18 protein-coding genes are annotated in these 15,973 nt (G+C 65.1%); 4 read left to right on the plus strand and 14 right to left on the minus strand.

Annotation, left to right across the window (positions count from 1 at the left end; translation table 11 throughout):
* Positions 1–19: 19 nt before the first annotated feature.
* Positions 20–652: a 23S rRNA (uridine(2552)-2'-O)-methyltransferase RlmE gene (gene rlmE, locus ACCQ03_RS09285; RefSeq protein ID WP_057678235.1), complete on the minus strand. Its 633-nt coding sequence runs from the start codon at positions 650–652 to the stop codon at positions 20–22.
* 65 nt (positions 653–717) lie between these two features.
* Here rlmE and yhbY point away from each other — a divergent pair, with 65 nt between their 5' ends.
* Together yhbY and ACCQ03_RS09295 are read left to right on the plus strand one after the other, a co-directional pair.
* Positions 718–1,023 carry a ribosome assembly RNA-binding protein YhbY gene (gene yhbY / locus ACCQ03_RS09290; RefSeq protein WP_005915020.1) on the plus strand — a complete coding sequence of 102 codons (306 nt, stop codon included), beginning with the start codon at positions 718–720 and terminating at the stop codon, positions 1,021–1,023.
* 15 nt (positions 1,024–1,038) lie between these two features.
* Positions 1,039–1,413, plus strand: a complete 375-nt coding sequence (locus tag ACCQ03_RS09295) for an Mth938-like domain-containing protein (protein ID WP_057678236.1) — start codon at positions 1,039–1,041, stop codon at positions 1,411–1,413.
* A gap of 184 nt (positions 1,414–1,597) precedes the next feature.
* On the opposite strand, the gene ACCQ03_RS09300 is transcribed toward ACCQ03_RS09295, so the two are convergent.
* From ACCQ03_RS09300 to surE, 4 genes are read right to left on the minus strand one after another with little or no spacing between them, the layout of a single operon-like run.
* On the minus strand, positions 1,598–2,377 hold the full coding sequence (locus ACCQ03_RS09300) for a peptidoglycan DD-metalloendopeptidase family protein (protein ID WP_057678248.1): 780 nt from the start codon (positions 2,375–2,377) through the stop codon (positions 1,598–1,600).
* Positions 2,374–2,988 carry a YqaA family protein gene (locus ACCQ03_RS09305; RefSeq protein ID WP_150145834.1) on the minus strand — a complete coding sequence of 205 codons (615 nt, stop codon included), beginning with the start codon at positions 2,986–2,988 and terminating at the stop codon, positions 2,374–2,376. Before ACCQ03_RS09305 ends, ACCQ03_RS09300 begins: the two co-directional genes overlap by 4 nt.
* Before the next feature lie 18 nt (positions 2,989–3,006).
* Positions 3,007–3,684 (minus strand): protein-L-isoaspartate(D-aspartate) O-methyltransferase, encoded by a 678-nt coding sequence (locus ACCQ03_RS09310; RefSeq protein WP_057678238.1) that lies wholly within the window; start codon positions 3,682–3,684, stop codon positions 3,007–3,009.
* Entirely contained in the window at positions 3,681–4,460 is a 780-nt protein-coding gene (surE, locus tag ACCQ03_RS09315) for a 5'/3'-nucleotidase SurE (RefSeq protein WP_017155102.1), read from the minus strand. Before surE ends, ACCQ03_RS09310 begins: the two co-directional genes overlap by 4 nt.
* A gap of 99 nt (positions 4,461–4,559) precedes the next feature.
* On the opposite strand from surE, the gene ACCQ03_RS09320 reads away from it, so the two are divergent.
* Complete coding sequence (locus ACCQ03_RS09320) at positions 4,560–5,099, plus strand: Smr/MutS family protein (protein ID WP_017155101.1); 540 nt, start codon at positions 4,560–4,562, stop codon at positions 5,097–5,099.
* Positions 5,100–5,352: 253 nt separating this feature from the next.
* Here the strand turns inward: ACCQ03_RS09320 and truD are convergent, their stop codons facing one another.
* The 9 genes from truD to ACCQ03_RS09365 form a co-directional block, all read right to left on the minus strand.
* Positions 5,353–6,462: a tRNA pseudouridine(13) synthase TruD gene (gene truD, locus ACCQ03_RS09325; RefSeq protein ID WP_150145832.1), complete on the minus strand. Its 1,110-nt coding sequence runs from the start codon at positions 6,460–6,462 to the stop codon at positions 5,353–5,355.
* A 121-nt stretch (positions 6,463–6,583) separates the two neighbouring features.
* The gene (gene ispF, locus ACCQ03_RS09330) at positions 6,584–7,075 is read right to left on the minus strand and encodes a 2-C-methyl-D-erythritol 2,4-cyclodiphosphate synthase (RefSeq protein WP_017155098.1); all 492 of its coding nucleotides are present in this window, start codon (positions 7,073–7,075) and stop codon (positions 6,584–6,586) included.
* Between the two features lie 149 nt (positions 7,076–7,224).
* On the minus strand, positions 7,225–8,037 hold the full coding sequence (gene ispD, locus ACCQ03_RS09335) for a 2-C-methyl-D-erythritol 4-phosphate cytidylyltransferase (RefSeq protein ID WP_039570092.1): 813 nt from the start codon (positions 8,035–8,037) through the stop codon (positions 7,225–7,227).
* Positions 8,034–8,399 carry a cell division protein FtsB gene (gene ftsB / locus ACCQ03_RS09340; protein ID WP_209226342.1) on the minus strand — a complete coding sequence of 122 codons (366 nt, stop codon included), beginning with the start codon at positions 8,397–8,399 and terminating at the stop codon, positions 8,034–8,036. The genes ispD and ftsB overlap by 4 nt, the downstream gene beginning before the upstream one ends.
* 3 nt (positions 8,400–8,402) lie before the next feature.
* On the minus strand, positions 8,403–9,695 hold the full coding sequence (gene eno / locus ACCQ03_RS09345) for a phosphopyruvate hydratase (protein ID WP_209226348.1): 1,293 nt from the start codon (positions 9,693–9,695) through the stop codon (positions 8,403–8,405).
* Between the two features lie 125 nt (positions 9,696–9,820).
* The gene (locus tag ACCQ03_RS09350) at positions 9,821–10,063 is read right to left on the minus strand and encodes a hypothetical protein (RefSeq protein WP_057678249.1); all 243 of its coding nucleotides are present in this window, start codon (positions 10,061–10,063) and stop codon (positions 9,821–9,823) included.
* A gap of 116 nt (positions 10,064–10,179) precedes the next feature.
* Entirely contained in the window at positions 10,180–11,010 is an 831-nt protein-coding gene (gene kdsA, locus ACCQ03_RS09355; protein ID WP_003481823.1) for a 3-deoxy-8-phosphooctulonate synthase, read from the minus strand.
* A gap of 305 nt (positions 11,011–11,315) precedes the next feature.
* The gene (gene pyrG / locus ACCQ03_RS09360; RefSeq protein ID WP_039570086.1) at positions 11,316–12,980 is read right to left on the minus strand and encodes a CTP synthase; all 1,665 of its coding nucleotides are present in this window, start codon (positions 12,978–12,980) and stop codon (positions 11,316–11,318) included.
* A 305-nt stretch (positions 12,981–13,285) separates the two neighbouring features.
* Complete coding sequence (locus ACCQ03_RS09365) at positions 13,286–13,528, minus strand: hypothetical protein (protein WP_008571226.1); 243 nt, start codon at positions 13,526–13,528, stop codon at positions 13,286–13,288.
* A 164-nt stretch (positions 13,529–13,692) separates the two neighbouring features.
* Here ACCQ03_RS09365 and parE point away from each other — a divergent pair, with 164 nt between their 5' ends.
* A complete protein-coding gene (parE, locus tag ACCQ03_RS09370) occupies positions 13,693–15,582 on the plus strand; it encodes a DNA topoisomerase IV subunit B (RefSeq protein ID WP_057678241.1) in 1,890 nt (629 codons plus the stop codon).
* Positions 15,583–15,973: the final 391 nt, after the last annotated feature.

The raw sequence follows: 15,973 nt of genomic DNA on the forward strand, positions 1-15,973 counted from the left end.
TACGATGGTCATTGGCAGCTTACTTGATCTGGACACGCTTGCCCTGACCGAGCGCATAAACTTCCGGGGAGCGCTTGCGCGAGGCCGCCGGCTTGCGAATCGTCACCTTGTCATAGCGGCGGCGGAGCTCGCGAATGTAGTCGTCTGACCCGACACCCTGGAACAGCTTGATCAAAAATGCCCCGCCCGGCTTGAGATGGGTGTCGGCAAATTCCATGGCCAGCTCCGCCAGGTGCATCATCCGCGGTTGGTCGACCGCATCCATGCCACTCTTATTGGGGGCCATATCCGACAGCACAAGGTCCACCGGCACATCGCCCAGCATCGCTTCGAATTGGGATAGGACCGCCTGCTCCCTGAAGTCGCCGTGAAGGAACTCAACGCCCGCCAGGGCCGGCATGTCCAGGATATCCAGCGCCACCACCCGGCCGCTGTCGCCCATGGACTTGCGCACCTGTTGCGACCAGCCACCCGGCGCCGCGCCCAGATCGACCACCACCATGCCCGGCTTGAGCAGGCGGTCGCGCTGCAGCAATTCCTCCAGCTTGTAGGCCGCGCGCGAGCGCATGCCCTCGGCCTGGGCCTTCTTCACGTAAGGGTCGGCGAAGTGTTCCTTGAGCCAGCGCTGGCTGCTTTTACTGCGGGAAGGCATTGGCAAAGGGGTCCGAACGGGTCGCCATGATACCCTGAACACCCTTTGCTTCCCTTCGATCCTGCATGTCCATTGTTCTCACCTCCGCCCAGAACCGTTTCCTGCGCGGTCAGGCCCACGACCTCAAAGCCTTGCTGCAGACCGGCGGCAAAGGGGTCACGCCGGCATTTCTGGCAGAACTCGAGGAAGTGCTCGAGCGCCACGAACTGGTCAAGGTGAAGGTGGCATCGGAGGATCGCGAGACACGTGATGCGCTGATTGCCGAGCTGATCGAGCAGACCGGCAGTGCGCTAGTACAGCGCATCGGCCACGTCGCCATTCTGTACCGCCCCAGCAAGGAAAAGCGCCAGATCGTGCTGCCGCGCGGCTGAGCCAACGAGTTCGTCATGCCTTTAAGCCAGGAACATCCCGATTACACCTACGCGCTGCGCGCGGCCGATGGCCGCCATGCCAAGGTGAACGACCAGATCCTGCAGCAGAGCTTCATCCTGATGCCCGATGAGCTGGTGGAGCGCTGGCCGGTCCAGGCGCTGGAGCAGCTCCAGGCCAGCCACATGGAGGCGGTGCTGGCACTCAGCCCAGCCGTCATCCTGCTCGGCACCGGCGAACGCCAGTTATTTCCCAAGACCGACGTGCTGGCGGCCTGCCTGACCCGCGGCATCGGCCTGGAGGCGATGACCAATGCCGCCGCCGCACGCACCTACAACGTCCTGGCCAGCGAAGGCCGGCGGGTGGCGTTGGCGATGGTGCTGCCGGGCTGATTGGCTTGGGACGCGATTCGGGAATCGGGGTTGGGGATTTGTAAGAGCGGGCTTCAGCAAGCTGCGCTTCAATCGCCAAACCAGACTAAAGCGTCAATCGGTCACCAAGTGGTGAGTCCGAAGAACGCACACTCTGTCCGGATACGGACAGCCCAGGGCCGTTGCGAATCCCGACTCCCCAATCTCACTTCTTCGGCAAATACAGCAGCGGATCGACCGGCTTGCCGTTGTAGCGGATCTCGAAGTGCAACATGTCGCGGGAGGCACCGCTGCGGCCCATTTCGGCAATTTGCTGCCCCGCCTTGACGCTCTGGCCTTCGTTGAGCAGGCGCTTGCGGTTGTGACCGTACGCGGACAGCCACTGGTCGTTGTGCTTGATGATGATCAGCTCGCCATAGCCGACCAGGCCGGCGCCGGAATACACCACCACGCCGTCGGCCGCGGCACGCACGGCCTGGCCGCTGGTGCCGGCGATGTCTACGCCCTGCTTGGTGGTTTCGCCAGAGACGAAGGTACCCACCACGACGCCATCGGCCGGCCAACGCCAGGAAAATCCGCTGCTGACCGGTGCGGCGATCGGCGCAGCAGGACGCGGCGGCGCCACGGTACCGCCAGCCACCGGCGCGCTGCCACCCGGCTTGCTGGTACCGGACGGATACAACTTGAGCGTCTGGCCGGGATAGATGGTGTTCGGGGAAGACAGGCCATTCCAGGCGGCCAGATCCGCGGCGGTGATATTGGTCCGGCGCGAGATTGCGTACAGGGTATCGCCGCGCTGCACGGTGACCGTGGCACCCGGACGCGGCACCGAAGGGCGCGGCGCGGCGCTGGGGCGCGACGACGACCCGCCACCGCTTGCTCCGGGCGAACGCACCACGGTTGCGCTGCTACAGGCAGTCAGTCCGATGGCCACTGCGAGCATGACTGCTGTCTTGCGTGCCGAATTCATCTGCGTCTTGCTCATCCGTTCGTTGTCTTCCACACCAACCAGCCTGCGCCGACCGCCAAAACCGCCATTGCCACCCAGCCCAGCGGCTCGATCCAGCGGTGCAGCGCCGCTTCGGCCCGCGCCCCGCCCAGGCGGATCGCGCCGGCCACCAGATACACGCGCTTGCCGCGCCCGACCAACATGCTGGCAATGAATGGCAGGATCGGCACGCCGACCACGCCCGAGGCCCAGGTGAAGATCTTCAGCGGGATCGGGGTGAACCCGACCAGGACCAGCGCCCAGAACGCCTTCCACGGCGAATCGGCCACCAGTGCGCGCAGGGTTTCGATCTGCTGCTGGATCTTCGCGCTCCAGCCCAGCCATTCGATCAGCGGCTGCAGCGCGGCAAAGGCGAAATGGCCCAACAGATAACCGACCAGGGCGCCGCAGATCGAGCCGAGCAGGCTCAAGGTTGCAAACCAGAGCGAACGCTTGGGCTCGGCCAGCGACATCGGTGCCAACATCACTTCCGGCGGCACCGGGAAGATGAAGCCCTCAACGAAGCTGAGACCGGTCAGCAGAGCAGGTGCGCGGCGATGGCGCGACCAACGGATGGCCACGTCGTACAACGGCCCAAAAATCTTCATCGAGGAACTCTCATGGATTCAATCCAGCATGCCCGACAACAGCGGGACGAACGTGACCGGGGCCAGAACCTGTTGTTCGATCGCACCATCGGCCCCGCGGGTGAGTTGCACCAACGATTGCGAGGAAGCCCCCCCGACCGGCGCGACCAGGCGCCCGCCGACTGCCAGCTGATCGACCAGCGCATCGACCAACGCCGGCGCAGCAGCGGTCACCACGATGGCATCGTACGGGCCATGCTCGGGCCAGCCGATGCGGCCATCATCGTGCTTGCTGCGCACATTCATGCCCAGGTGCCGGAAGCGCTTGCGCGCCTGCCGCAGCAGGTCGCCGATGCGCTCGACCGTGTAGACCTCCAACCCCAGCGCCGCCAGGATTGCGCCCTGGTAGCCGGAGCCGGTGCCCACTTCGAGCACCTTGCTCGGGGTCACCTGCAGCACCGCTTCGGTCATGCGCGCCACTACCCACGGCTGGGAAATGGTCTGGCCATGGCCGATCGGCAACGCCGTGTCTTCGTAGGCGCGCGAGGCCAGCGCTTCATCGATGAACAGATGCCGCGGCACGGTACGCATCGCATTGAGCGTGGCTTCGTCCTGGATGCCGGCTTCGCGCAGGCGCTCGACCAGACGGTCGCGCACGCGTTGCGAGGTCATGCCGATCCCCACCGATTCCGGTTGCAGGCGCAGCCTGGACGTCATGCCGGGCCGTCCAGCGCGGCGGTCAGGCCGCCGACCCAGCCGGCCACGGTCTCCAGCGCCTGGTAACGGGTGAGATCGACATGGATCGGGGTGATCGAAATCCGCCCGGTGCGCACCGCGTGGAAGTCGGTACCGGCGCCGGCATCCTGCTCGGGACCGGCCGGGCCGATCCAGTACACGGTGCGGCCGCGCGGGTCGCGCTGCGGCACGCACGGCTCGGAGCGGTGGCGGTTGCCGAGCCGGGTGACCTCGAAACCGAGCACATCCGACCAGGGTAGATCCGGCACGTTGACGTTGAGGATGGTGTCGGCCGGCAACGGGTCGGCCTTCAACCGCGCAACGATTTCCACGGCTGCGCGTGCGGCGGTTTCGTAGTTGTGCGCTTGGTGATTCAGCGTGACCAGCGACACCGCCACTGCAGGCAAGCCCAGGAAGCGGCCCTCCATCGCGGCGGAGACGGTGCCGGAATAGATCACGTCGTCGCCCAGATTGGCGGAGTTGTTGATGCCGGAGACCACGATATCCGGGTCGTAATCCAGCATGCCGGTCAGCGCCAGATGCACGCAGTCGGTGGGCGTGCCGGCCACCGCGCAGGTCTGCGCGTCGATGCGGCGGGTGCGGATCGGCACATCCAGCGTCAGCGAATTGCTGGCGCCGGAGCGGTCGCGGTCGGGCGCGACCACCATCACTTCATGACCGGCATGGCGTAGCGCCTCGGCCAAAATCTGGATGCCGGGGGCGTCGACACCGTCGTCGTTGCTAACCAGTACGCGCATGGGACTCCTCGGAAAACCGGGCCATGATACCGGATGCGTCCCGCGCCTTCGCGCTTGATCTTCGCGTGCGTCTGCGCTTGGACGGGGTACGCTGTGCAGATGTCGCATCCTGAAGACGAAGACGACGGCGCCTTGTTCCGCGCAGCGATCGGCGCGGTCAAGCCGATTCGTGAAGTCGCCCCACCGGCCAACGCCAAGCCGCGCCCCAAGCCGCGCGCGCGCATGGCCGAGCGCGACGACGCCGAAGCGCACACCGAATTTGCGCGCCTGCTGCGCGACAGCGCGCCGCTGGAAGCGGGCGATACCGCCAGCTATCGGCGCGAGAATCTTCCCACCCGCCTGTTTCAACGGCTCAAACGCGGGCAATTCTCGGTGCAGGACGAACTGGATCTGCACGGCGCCACCGCAGCGCAGGCCGAATCGTTGCTGCGCCAGTTCCTGCTGGAAGCACACGCGCACGAACATGGTTGCGTGCGCATCATCCACGGCAAGGGACTGCAATCGGACAACGGTGCGCCTGTGCTGAAGAACCTCATGGACCGGCTGCTGCGTCAACGCAACGATGTGCTGGCGTTCCATTCGGCGCCACCGACGCAGGGCGGTACCGGGGCGCTGCTGGTATTGCTGGCGCGGCGATAGGCCGATGGTTGCGCGCGAGTGATGCCAAACGGCAGCGATTGCGCGTGGCGACGTACTGCCTGGAAGGTCTGTCGCGCATGGCTGGTCCGACGCGAGCTACTTCCTATTGTGCGCCGTGTGCAACTGGCTATCGTTTCGTGGTGCCGCGACCGGTCACTGTCGCCTCAGTGACCGCCGAGGCCGCTTCTGCGCACAGCTTGATTGGAGCGTCGTCCATGCTGCCGCGCGCGATTCGACCGGCGTTCGCGCGCGATCATGCGTCGGCGCGCACGCCGTCGTTGAAGCGACCGGCGTCGGTGATATCCCCCAATTCCCACAGCACTGCAGTGGCATAACAGCCAGGTGGCAGCGCGAACTCCAATTGCAGGGTCTGCGCCTCCAGCCATCGATACTCCAGACCCTGCGGGCACAAGCGCAGCGCGCGGCGCTCCTGCTTCAATCCCGCAGCTTCCAGGCCCTGGCGCAGCGCCGTGGAGAGCGGGTCGGACAACGCGCCCTGCTCCACCGCTGCGGCCTGATCGGCCGAGCGCAACTCGCCAGCGCCCCACAACGGCCCGCTGGGATGGATATCGAAACGCGCCAGTCGCTCTGCCAGGGCCTCGCTCCAAGGCTCCGGGCCGAACACGCTGCGCGAGCCGTCCAGCATCCACGCCTCGCCCTGCAGTGGGCTATCCCAACTGTCCTGCGCCACGCGTGCACCGAGCACGCGATTGAACAGGGCCGAACGCGCTGCCGACAGCAACATCGAGCGCTGATCGTTGCGCAGCCGCCGCCTGGATGCGGGCGCCGGCAGCAACGTTCCGTCGTCAGCCTGCACATGACCGAACATCGCCAGCGCAGCCGCCACATTTGCGCCATCGCGACCGAAGCGTTGTTCGCCGAACCAATTGGGGATGCCGCGCGCAGCAATCGCCTGCAGCCGTTGCTCGATCGCCTCGCGCTCGCCCTGCACCTGGCGCAGCGTCAGCACGAAACGGTTCCCGTGCAGCGCACCGCGTTGCAGCTTGCGGTTGTGCCAGGTGCTGTGGACCACCTGCATCTGTGCATCATCCAGCGCGGCGATATCCGGCGCGATGCGCTTGGGCAGATGCACGCTAAAGCGCTGGGTGGTCACTGCATGGCGATCCTTCAGGCCCGCATAGCTGACTCCCATCTCGGCGATGCCGGCCCAGTGCGCAAGCTTCTTGGCGATGTAGGCCGTGTTCTGGCCACGCTTGCGCACGGTGAGCAGCAGATGCTCGCCTTCGCCGGAGGGCTCGAATGCCGGCAGCTCGTCGACCTGAAAATCGTCCGGGGTGCTGCGCATCGCTGCGCTGAGCACGGCGGCGCCATGCGCACGCGGCAGCAAAGAGGTCTCGCTCATGGTGTGGTTCGCCTTCGCGCCGGAGCTGGCGCGCTATGCGCCGAGTGGTTCGGCGCGGTGATTGCGTCTGGCAGCATCGGCGCCGGCTTCGGCGCCAAGCGCTGCATGTGCGGGACAAAAATTATGCAGCGATCCTGCCCAGCAACACCGTGGCCTGTGCGGCGATGCCTTCGCCGCGGCCGGTGAAACCCAATTGTTCGCTAGTGGTGGCCTTGACGCTGACCGCATCGAGTTCGATCGCCAACAGGCCGGCAATGCGCTCGCGCATGGCCAGCGCATGCGGGCCGACCTTGGGGCGCTCGCAGATCACGGTAATGTCGGCATTGCCCACTCGCCAGCCGCGTTCGCGCAGCAAGCCATCGCAATGCTGCAGGAACTGCGCGCTATCGGCGTCTTTCCAACGCGCATCGGAAGGCGGGAAATGCCGGCCGATATCGCCCAGCGCCAGCGCGCCCAGCATCGCATCGCACAGGGCGTGCAACACCACATCGCCATCGCTATGGGCAAGCACGCCATGGCTGTGCGCCACGCGCACGCCACCCAGCATCACGTGGTCGCCAGGGCCGAACGCGTGCACGTCATAGCCTTGGCCGATTCGGAAATTGAAGGACATGCAGGGCCTGTGATGATTGAAGTGGAAAATAATACGTAGCGAGCGGTCGGCAGTTAGGTACGGGCAGCGCGCATGGAGCGGCAGCGAACGCGTCGTAGATGCCGTGCCGCCACAGCTCTCGCGCCTTCCTGGCTGTGAAAGCAGTGGCCTTATCCGCTCTCAGAGGCGTCGTTGCCGTTACCGACCGTAGCGGGCTGCGCTGCAGCTGCGCGCGGGTTGACCGATGCAGCGGCGACCTGCGCCGGCAGCGCATCGGCATCGACGGTCATGCCGCGGCGTGCCAATTCGAATTCGAAGCGCGCCAGATCCGCAGGGGTCGTCACCTTGAAGTTGTCTTCGGCGCCTTCCACCAGCAACGGGCGCAGCCCCATCCGCTCCATCGCCATCGCTTCATCGGTGACCTCGACACCGGCCGCCGCCGCTTCGGTGAGTCCACGGATCAGTTGATGGCGACGAAACAGCTGCGGGGTGAGTGCGCGCCACAGGCGTTCGCGCGGTTCGGTGCCGTCGATACCGCCATCGTCGCCAGCGCGCTTGAGCGTGTCGCGCACAGGTGCGGCCAGGATTGCGCCGACCGGATCGCCGCGACCGATTTCCAGCAATCGATCCAGATCGGCCAGAGCCAGGTTCGGCCGCGCGGCGTCGTGCACCAGTACGAAATCGTCGGCACGCACGCTTTCGGGCAGGGCCAGCACGCCAGCCAGCACCGAGGCTGCGCGGGTTCCCCCGCCCAGGCAGGTCAACACGGGCTTGGACTGTACCGCGGTCCAGCCGGGCCAATCGGCATCGCCGGGGGCAATTGCCACCATGATGCCGGCCAGCGCCGGATGCGCCGCCAGTGCCGCGAGCGTATACGCCATGAGCGGCTGACCGCCTGCCGGCAGATATTGCTTGGGAAGCGGCCCGCCAAAACGGGCGCCGCGCCCGGCGGCCGGCACGATGGCCCAGATGGACCCGGTCATGGGTGATCCACCGGATCGATCGGCTCAGGCGCTTGTTGTGCGGGGGGCGTCGCGTCAGGCGATGCAGGGGCCGGCAGCGGCGCATCCTCGACCACGCGATAGAACGTCTCGCCCGGCTTGATCATGCCCAGTTCGCTGCGCGCGCGTTCCTCGATTGCCGCCTCGCCGTCCTTCAAATCCTTCACCTCTGCTGCCAACGCCTGGTTGCGTTGGCGCAGACCTTCGTTGTCCTGTGTCTGATGCGCAACCTGGGCTTCCAGCATCATGACTTCACCGGAATTCCCAGACCCGAACCAGAAGCGGTACTGCAGCCAAGCCAGCAGTACCGCCAGCACTAGCAGTAGCCAGCGCCAGTTGCGCACGGCTTATCGCTTGATCGAAACGAACGCGTCGCGGCCGGCGTAACGCGCGCCGGACCCCAGCGCCTGCTCGATGCGCAGCAGCTGGTTGTACTTGGCGACGCGGTCGCTGCGGCACAGCGAGCCGGTCTTGATCTGCGTGGCGGTGGTGGCCACGGCGATGTCGGCGATGGTGGTGTCTTCGGTCTCGCCCGAACGGTGCGACACGATCGAGGCGTAGTTGGCCGCGTGCGCCATCGCGATGGCTTCCAGCGTTTCGGTCAGCGTGCCGATCTGGTTGACCTTGATCAGGATCGCGTTGGCGGTGCCCGAATCGATGCCCTGCTTGAAGATCTTCGGGTTGGTGACGAACAGGTCGTCACCCACCAGCTGCACCTTCTTGCCGACGCGTTCGGTCAGCAGCTTCCAGCCGGCCCAGTCGTCTTCGGCCAGGCCGTCTTCGATGCTGATGATCGGGTACTGCGCCACCCAGTCGGCCAGGAAATCGACGAACTGCTCGCTGGTCAGGCGCTTGTTCTCGCCAACCAGATTGTACTTGCCGTTGTCGTAGAACTCGCTGGAGGCTACGTCCAGGCCCAGCATGATGTCTTCGCCAGCGGTGTAACCGGCCTTGCCGATCGCTTCGAGAATGGTGTCCAGCGCTTCGACGTTGCTGCGGAAGTCTGGCGCAAAGCCGCCTTCGTCGCCCACCGCCGTGCTCAGGCCATGGCCCTTGAGCACCGACTTGAGGGAATGGAAGATTTCGGTCCCTGCGCGCAGCGCTTCGGAGAACGAGCTGCAGCCGACCGGCAGCACCATGAACTCCTGGAAATCGACGTTGTTGTCGGCATGCGCGCCGCCGTTGATGATGTTCATCATCGGCACCGGCAGCGCCACGTCGGATTCGGCAATGGTGGACAGGTACTGCCACAGCGGCTGCTTGCGCGAGGCGGCAACGGCATGCGCGGCAGCCAGCGACACACCCAGCAGCGCGTTGGCGCCCAGGCGGCCCTTGTTCTCGGTGCCATCCAGATCGATCAGGCGACGGTCCAGGCCCTGCTGGTCGGCCGCATCGAAGTTCTTCAGCGTCTCGGCGATGGTGCCGTTGACGTTGTCCACCGCGTGGCGCACGCCCTTGCCCAGGTAACGGGTCTTGTCGCCATCACGCAGCTCCACCGCTTCCTTGGTACCGGTCGAGGCACCCGACGGCACGGCCGCGCGGCCGAACGAACCGTCGTCCAGCGTGACTTCGGCCTCCAGCGTGGGATTGCCGCGAGAGTCGAGGATTTCGCGGGCGAGGATCTTGGCGATAGTGGTCATAGGTCCGTTCGGTTACCAGTAAGGGGGGGAAGTACACCGGAAACAAGCTGCCGGATTATCGCTGCACACCGGTCCATTGCCAAATCGCATGTCGCCGCTACACGCAGTACGTCGCAGGCGGACCGCTACGCCATCAAGCCCAGCAGCGACACACCAGACAGCAGCAGCAAGATCAACAGCAAGATCAGCGCGGCGATCGCTGCGCCCGGCTGGCGACCCAGCCGCAACGCAGCCGAGCCGGTGACCAGGCTCCCGATGGCGGCCGTCGTGGCCATGATCGCCGTGATGCGCAGCGGCAGCCGCGTGGCTTGCATGGCATGGTCGCCATCGCCCGGCATGCCGATGCTGGCGCTGAACAGAACGGCCATGACCGCCAGGCACGCCCACGCCGCGATCGACGTGGCCAGTGCCCACCAGCCCCACGGCCAGTGGCGCCATCGCCGATCCTGGCGGTGCGCTGCAGAAGCCACGCGTCGATCAGAACTCACGCAAAGCGCGCAAACCCATGCTTCTTGGTGACGGTGTCCAGCTCCATCAGGGTTTCGAGCAATTCTTCCATGCGATCCAGCGGCCACGCATTGGGACCATCGGACAGCGCCTTGGACGGATCCGGGTGGGTTTCGGCGAACAGGCCGGAAATCCCGACCGCCACCGCCGCGCGCGCCAGCACCGGCACGAACTCGCGCTGACCACCGGAACTGCTGCCCTGCCCGCCCGGCAATTGCACCGAGTGGGTGGCGTCGAACACCACCGGACAGCCGGTGTCGCGCATCACGCTCAGCGAGCGCATGTCGCTGACCAGATTGTTGTAGCCGAAGGACGCGCCACGCTCGCAGACCATGATCTGCTCGTTGCCGGTGGACTTGGCCTTGTCCACCACCGGCTTCATGTCCCACGGCGCCAGGAACTGGCCCTTCTTGATGTTCACCGGCTTGCCGGCGGCGCAGACGTTCTTGATGAAGTCGGTCTGGCGCACCAGAAACGCCGGGGTCTGCAGCACGTCGACAACGGCCGCGACCTCGTTCATCGGGGTGTATTCGTGCACGTCGGTGAGTACCGGCACGCCGATCTGCTTTTTCACCGCGTCCAGCACCTTCAAGCCTTCTTCCAGGCCCGGGCCACGGAAGCTGGTGCCGGAGGTGCGATTGGCCTTGTCGAAACTCGACTTGAAGATGAAGTTGACGCCGAGCTTGCCGGTGATCTCCTTGAGCTTGCCGGCCACGTCGAGCTGCAACTGCATCGACTCGATCACGCAGGGGCCGGCAATCAGGAACAACGGCTGATCCAGGCCGACTTCAAAGTCACACAATTTCATCAGGTCACCTAATTGAGTAAGCCCCTCTCCCGCCGGGCGAGGGGTCGTGGTGAGGGTACGGTTGCGAAGTGCTGGTGAAGCAAAATGGTTTGCCCTGGCTGGCGCGTAGCGACGCGCGCGTCATGGCTGCCATCTTCCGGTGCGTTGCGGCGCACCCTCATCCGGTGCTTCGCGCCACCTTCTCCCGATGGGAGAAGGGAGCTGCCTCGCGCTTTTTGATTTGAGCCCCTCTTCCACCGGAAGAGGGGTTGGGGTGAGGGTACGGTTGCGAAGTACTGCCTTCTCCCAACGGGAGAAGGAACAACTCACGCACGCGCTTCCTTCAACAACTTCCCGCCCGCCTTTTTCTCGCGCGCCGCACGCACGAAGCCGATGAACAGCGGGTGCCCATCGCGCGGGGTGGACAGGAATTCTGGATGCGCCTGGCAGGCCAAAAACCACGGGTGCGCATCGCGCGGCAGTTCCACCACTTCCACCAAGGTATCGTCCATCGACTTGCCGGAAATCACCAGGCCGGCATCTTCCAGCTGGGTGCGGTAGCGGTTGTTGAACTCGTAGCGGTGACGATGCCGCTCGGCCACCACGTCCTTGCCATACACCTCGCGCGCCAGCGTGCCCGGCTTCAGGCGCTGCTCCTGCAGGCCCAGGCGCATGGTGCCGCCCAGGTCGGATTTCTCGTCGCGCTTTTCGACTTCGCCGGTGGCGGTGCGCCATTCGGTGATCAGGCCGATCACCGGGTGCGGCGACTGGCGATCGTTCTCGGTGCTGTTGGCTGCATCCAGGTCGGCGACGTGGCGGGCATAGTCCACCACTGCCGCCTGCATGCCGTAGCAGATGCCGAAATACGGCACCTTGTGCTCGCGCGCAAACTTGGAGGTCTGCACCTTGCCTTCGAAACCGCGGTCGCCGAAACCGCCCGGCACCAGGATACCGTCGATATCCTGCAGGGCAGACATGTCGCTGCCCTCCAGATCCTGCGCTTCCAGCCACTTCAGGTTGACCTTGGTGCGCTGACGCAGGCCGCCGTGACGCAGCGCCTCGGCCACCGACTTGTAGGCGTCCTGGTGATCGACGTACTTGCCGACCACGGCGATGTTGACCTCGTCCAGCGGATGCTTGACCGCGTCCACCACTGCCGCCCACTCCGACAGATCCGCAGCGGCCACCTTGTCGCGCAACTTGAACTGGTCGATGACCAGTTCGTCCAGTCCCTGGCGCAGCAACTCCAGCGGCATGCCATACAGCACGTCGATATCCGGGCAGCTGATCACCGCGCGCTCGGAGACGTTGGTGAACAGCGCAATCTTGCGGCGCTCCGAATCCGGCACCGCCTGCTCGGACCGGCACAGCAGCACATCCGGCTGGATGCCGATCGAGCGCAGTTCCTTGACCGAATGCTGGGTCGGCTTGGTCTTCAACTCACCGGCCGCAGCAATGTACGGCACCAGCGTGAGATGCATGAACATGGCCTTTTCGGCGCCGCGCTCGGTGCGCACCTGGCGAATCGCCTCCAGGAACGGCAGCGATTCGATGTCGCCCACGGTGCCGCCGATTTCGATCAACGCGACATCGTACCCGGCCGTGGCCTCGTCGATGCAACGACGGATTTCGTCGGTGATATGCGGAATCACCTGCACGGTGGCGCCCAGATAATCGCCACGGCGCTCCTTGCGGATGACGTTCTCGTAGATGCGGCCGGTGGTCACCGAATTCTTGCGCGACAGGCGCGTGCGCACATAACGCTCGTAGTGACCCAGATCCAGGTCGGTTTCGGCACCGTCGTCGGTGACGTAGACCTCGCCATGCTGGAACGGGCTCATCGTGCCCGGGTCTACATTGATGTACGGGTCCAGCTTCATCATCGTGACCTTCAGGCCACGCGCTTCGAGAATGGACGCAAGCGAAGCGGCGGCAATGCCCTTGCCTAGCGAGGACACTACGCCGCCGGTAACGAAAATCAGGGGGGTCATGGGGCTTGAAGCCTCCCGGAAAGCCATAGTTTAGCGGGTGACGGGCGAATGCCCAAGGGTTGCGTGACGACGAGGTCATCACAGGTTGAAACAGTGCATGCCGCGCACGCCCTGAGCGGCTGACAGCCACCACGGGCAGTTGCTAGCTTCATGCAGGAACCGGAATGCACGCGCACCGCATGCCACTCCCGGTAGCGGCTACGACCAGCAGGGCCGCTGCTGAGTCGCCCTCCTTGGCCGATCCAAAAAGCAAACGCCCCGGCAATGCCGGGGCGTCGGTGGCACCTGGCCGCTAGACCGCGCGATCAGCGTGCAGGCTTTTCTTCTTCCTCTTCCTCGCGCGGCGCACTGTCGGCCTTGGGCTTCTGCGCGGCAGCGGCGGCACGGCGTTCGGCCTTGCGCTCGGCTTCGGTCTTGGCCTTGGCGTCGTCGGCCTTTTGGGCAGCCGCGCCCTGTCCGGTCTGCTGCGGAGCGGCCTGGGCCATGGCGGGAAGCGCTGCGACTGCGGCCGCACCAAGGGTGAGCATCAGGATGTGCTTGAACTTCATGGCGTCCTCTTTGGCTTCGGTGACATCCTCAGGTGGGGACGTTTGATTCCGAAACCAACGCCAGGGTAGCCAATGCTGCCCGGCCCTCCACTGAACGCCGGTCGCGTGCAAAAAATCGGCTCAGCCCCCACACTTGCGCGTCGTTTCACGTGCCGACGAGATGCATGAACACCCGTTATAACGCCGCCGATATTGAAGTGCTGTCGGGCCTGGACCCGGTCAAACGCCGCCCCGGCATGTATACCGACACTGCGCGCCCGAACCATCTGGCGCAGGAAGTGATCGACAACTCGGTCGACGAGGCGCTGGCCGGCCACGCCAAGCAGGTCGAAGTCACGCTGTACAAGGACGGTAGCTGCGAAGTGTCCGACGACGGCCGCGGCATGCCGGTGGACATCCATCCGGAAGAAAAGATTCCGGGCGTGGAACTGATCCTGACCCGGCTGCATGCCGGCGGCAAGTTCAGCAATCGCAACTACACCTTCTCCGGTGGTTTGCACGGCGTGGGCGTGAGCGTGGTCAATGCGCTGTCGACCAAGGTCGAGCTGTTCATCAAGCGCGAGGGCAGCGAGCATCGCATGGAGTTCCGCGATGGCAATGCCGCGTCCAAGCTGGAAGTGGTGGGCACCGTCGGCAAGAAACACACCGGCACGCGGCTGCGGTTCTGGGCCGACCCCAAGTATTTCGACACGCCCAAGTTCAATGTGCGTGCGTTGCGGCACCTGCTGCGCGCCAAGGCAGTGCTGTGCCCCGGGCTGACCGTCAAATTGCATGACGAGGCCACCGGCGAGCAGGACAGCTGGTATTTCGAAAACGGCCTGCGCGATTACCTGAAAGGCGAGATGGCCGAGCACGAACTGCTGCCGGCCGACCTATTCGTCGGTAGCTTGAAGAAAGACACCGAGATCGTCGACTGGGCTGCGGCCTGGGTGCCGGAAGGCGAGCTGGTGCAGGAAAGCTACGTCAACCTGATCCCCACGGCGCAGCATGGCACCCACGTCAACGGCCTGCGTTCGGGCCTGACCGATGCGCTGCGCGAGTTCTGCGATTTCCGCAACCTGCTGCCGCGCGGCGTCAAGCTGGCACCGGAAGATGTCTGGGACCGGGTGACCTTCGTGCTCAGCCTGAAGATGACCGATCCGCAGTTTTCCGGTCAGACCAAGGAGCGGTTGTCCTCGCGCCAAGCCGCCGGTTTCATCGAAGGCGCCGCGCACGACGCCTTCAGCCTGTATTTGAATCAGAACGTGGAGATCGGCGAGAAGATCGCGCAGATCGCCATCGACCGCGCCAGCGCACGGTTGAAGACCGAAAAGCAGATCGTCCGCAAGAAGGTCACCCAGGGCCCCGCCCTGCCCGGCAAGCTGGCCGATTGCATCAGCCAGGACCTGTCGCGTACCGAACTGTTCCTGGTCGAAGGCGATTCTGCCGGCGGCTCGGCCAAGCAGGCGCGCGACAAGGATTTCCAGGCGATCCTGCCGCTGCGCGGCAAGATCCTCAACACCTGGGAAGTCGCGTCGGGCAGCGTGCTGGCCTCCGAGGAAGTGCATAACCTGGCGATCGCGATCGGTTGCGACCCGGGCGAGGACGACATCACCGGGCTGCGCTACGGCAAGGTGGTGATCCTGGCCGACGCCGACTCCGATGGCCTGCATATCGCCACGCTGTTGACTGCGCTGTTCCTGCAGCATTTCCCCGCATTGGTCGCTGCCGGCCACGTGTTCGTGGCGATGCCGCCGTTGTTCCGTGTCGATGTGGGCAAGCAGGTGTTCTACGCGCTGGACGAAGAGGAAAAGACCACGCTGCTGGACAAGATCGCGCGCGAGAAGATGAAGGGCCAGATCAGCGTGACCCGCTTCAAGGGCCTGGGCGAAATGAATCCGCAGCAGCTGCGCGAATCCACCATCCACCCGGACACGCGCCGGCTGGTGCAGCTGACCATCGACGACGGCGAGCAAACGCGTTCGTTGATGGACATGCTGCTGGCCAAAAAGCGCGCAAGCGACCGCAAGCAGTGGCTGGAAACCAAGGGCGATCTGGCCTCGCTGGAAGTTTGAGGACACCGGAAGTTTCAGAAGCCCCAACAAGCGAAAGCCCCTCTGCCGTCGGCGAGGGGTTGGGGCGAGGATTGGCATGCGGGCGCGTGCAAGCGCGGGCGATCGGTCGCCGGCTTCGGCAAGGGGCAAGTGGGCCCCGGGACTTGCTATTTGACTCGGCAAACATCCTGTCCGATTCACCGTCGCGGAATATCGGCGCCCCTTGCCGTTAACTCCCAGCAGCGCTGCCGCCTCCGCACGTCGTTGCTGCAATGTCGAGCTGTATCGAGCGCGGCAACGAGTACACGGCCTAAAGCCCCTTTCCCGCCGGGAGAGGGGTTGGGGTGAGGTGGCGGGCGAAGCCCCTTGAGGCGGCAGTCCGCGCGACATCCATGCCTTCCTGCACATTCAC

The organism is Xanthomonas sp. NCPPB 3569 (assembly GCF_041475645.2).
GTDB classification, from domain to species: Bacteria; Pseudomonadota; Gammaproteobacteria; order Xanthomonadales; family Xanthomonadaceae; genus Xanthomonas; species Xanthomonas phaseoli.

What these genes read in the sequence shown, in the direction of transcription:
- rlmE (WP_057678235.1), bottom strand. Translation starts at nt 652, where the DNA reads ATGCCTTCCCGCAGTAAAAGCAGCCAGCGCTGGCTCAAGGAACACTTC.
- yhbY (WP_005915020.1), top strand. Translation starts at nt 718, where the DNA reads ATGTCCATTGTTCTCACCTCCGCCCAGAACCGTTTCCTGCGCGGTCAG.
- ACCQ03_RS09295 (WP_057678236.1), top strand. Translation starts at nt 1,039, where the DNA reads ATGCCTTTAAGCCAGGAACATCCCGATTACACCTACGCGCTGCGCGCG.
- ACCQ03_RS09300 (WP_057678248.1), bottom strand. Translation starts at nt 2,377, where the DNA reads ATGAGCAAGACGCAGATGAATTCGGCACGCAAGACAGCAGTCATGCTC.
- ACCQ03_RS09305 (WP_150145834.1), bottom strand. Translation starts at nt 2,988, where the DNA reads ATGAAGATTTTTGGGCCGTTGTACGACGTGGCCATCCGTTGGTCGCGC.
- ACCQ03_RS09310 (WP_057678238.1), bottom strand. Translation starts at nt 3,684, where the DNA reads ATGACGTCCAGGCTGCGCCTGCAACCGGAATCGGTGGGGATCGGCATG.
- surE (WP_017155102.1), bottom strand. Translation starts at nt 4,460, where the DNA reads ATGCGCGTACTGGTTAGCAACGACGACGGTGTCGACGCCCCCGGCATC.
- ACCQ03_RS09320 (WP_017155101.1), top strand. Translation starts at nt 4,560, where the DNA reads ATGTCGCATCCTGAAGACGAAGACGACGGCGCCTTGTTCCGCGCAGCG.
- truD (WP_150145832.1), bottom strand. Translation starts at nt 6,462, where the DNA reads ATGAGCGAGACCTCTTTGCTGCCGCGTGCGCATGGCGCCGCCGTGCTC.
- ispF (WP_017155098.1), bottom strand. Translation starts at nt 7,075, where the DNA reads ATGTCCTTCAATTTCCGAATCGGCCAAGGCTATGACGTGCACGCGTTC.
- ispD (WP_039570092.1), bottom strand. Translation starts at nt 8,037, where the DNA reads ATGACCGGGTCCATCTGGGCCATCGTGCCGGCCGCCGGGCGCGGCGCC.
- eno (WP_209226348.1), bottom strand. Translation starts at nt 9,695, where the DNA reads ATGACCACTATCGCCAAGATCCTCGCCCGCGAAATCCTCGACTCTCGC.
- ACCQ03_RS09350 (WP_057678249.1), bottom strand. Translation starts at nt 10,063, where the DNA reads ATGGCCGTTCTGTTCAGCGCCAGCATCGGCATGCCGGGCGATGGCGAC.
- kdsA (WP_003481823.1), bottom strand. Translation starts at nt 11,010, where the DNA reads ATGAAATTGTGTGACTTTGAAGTCGGCCTGGATCAGCCGTTGTTCCTG.
- pyrG (WP_039570086.1), bottom strand. Translation starts at nt 12,980, where the DNA reads ATGACCCCCCTGATTTTCGTTACCGGCGGCGTAGTGTCCTCGCTAGGC.
- ACCQ03_RS09365 (WP_008571226.1), bottom strand. Translation starts at nt 13,528, where the DNA reads ATGAAGTTCAAGCACATCCTGATGCTCACCCTTGGTGCGGCCGCAGTC.
- parE (WP_057678241.1), top strand. Translation starts at nt 13,693, where the DNA reads ATGAACACCCGTTATAACGCCGCCGATATTGAAGTGCTGTCGGGCCTG.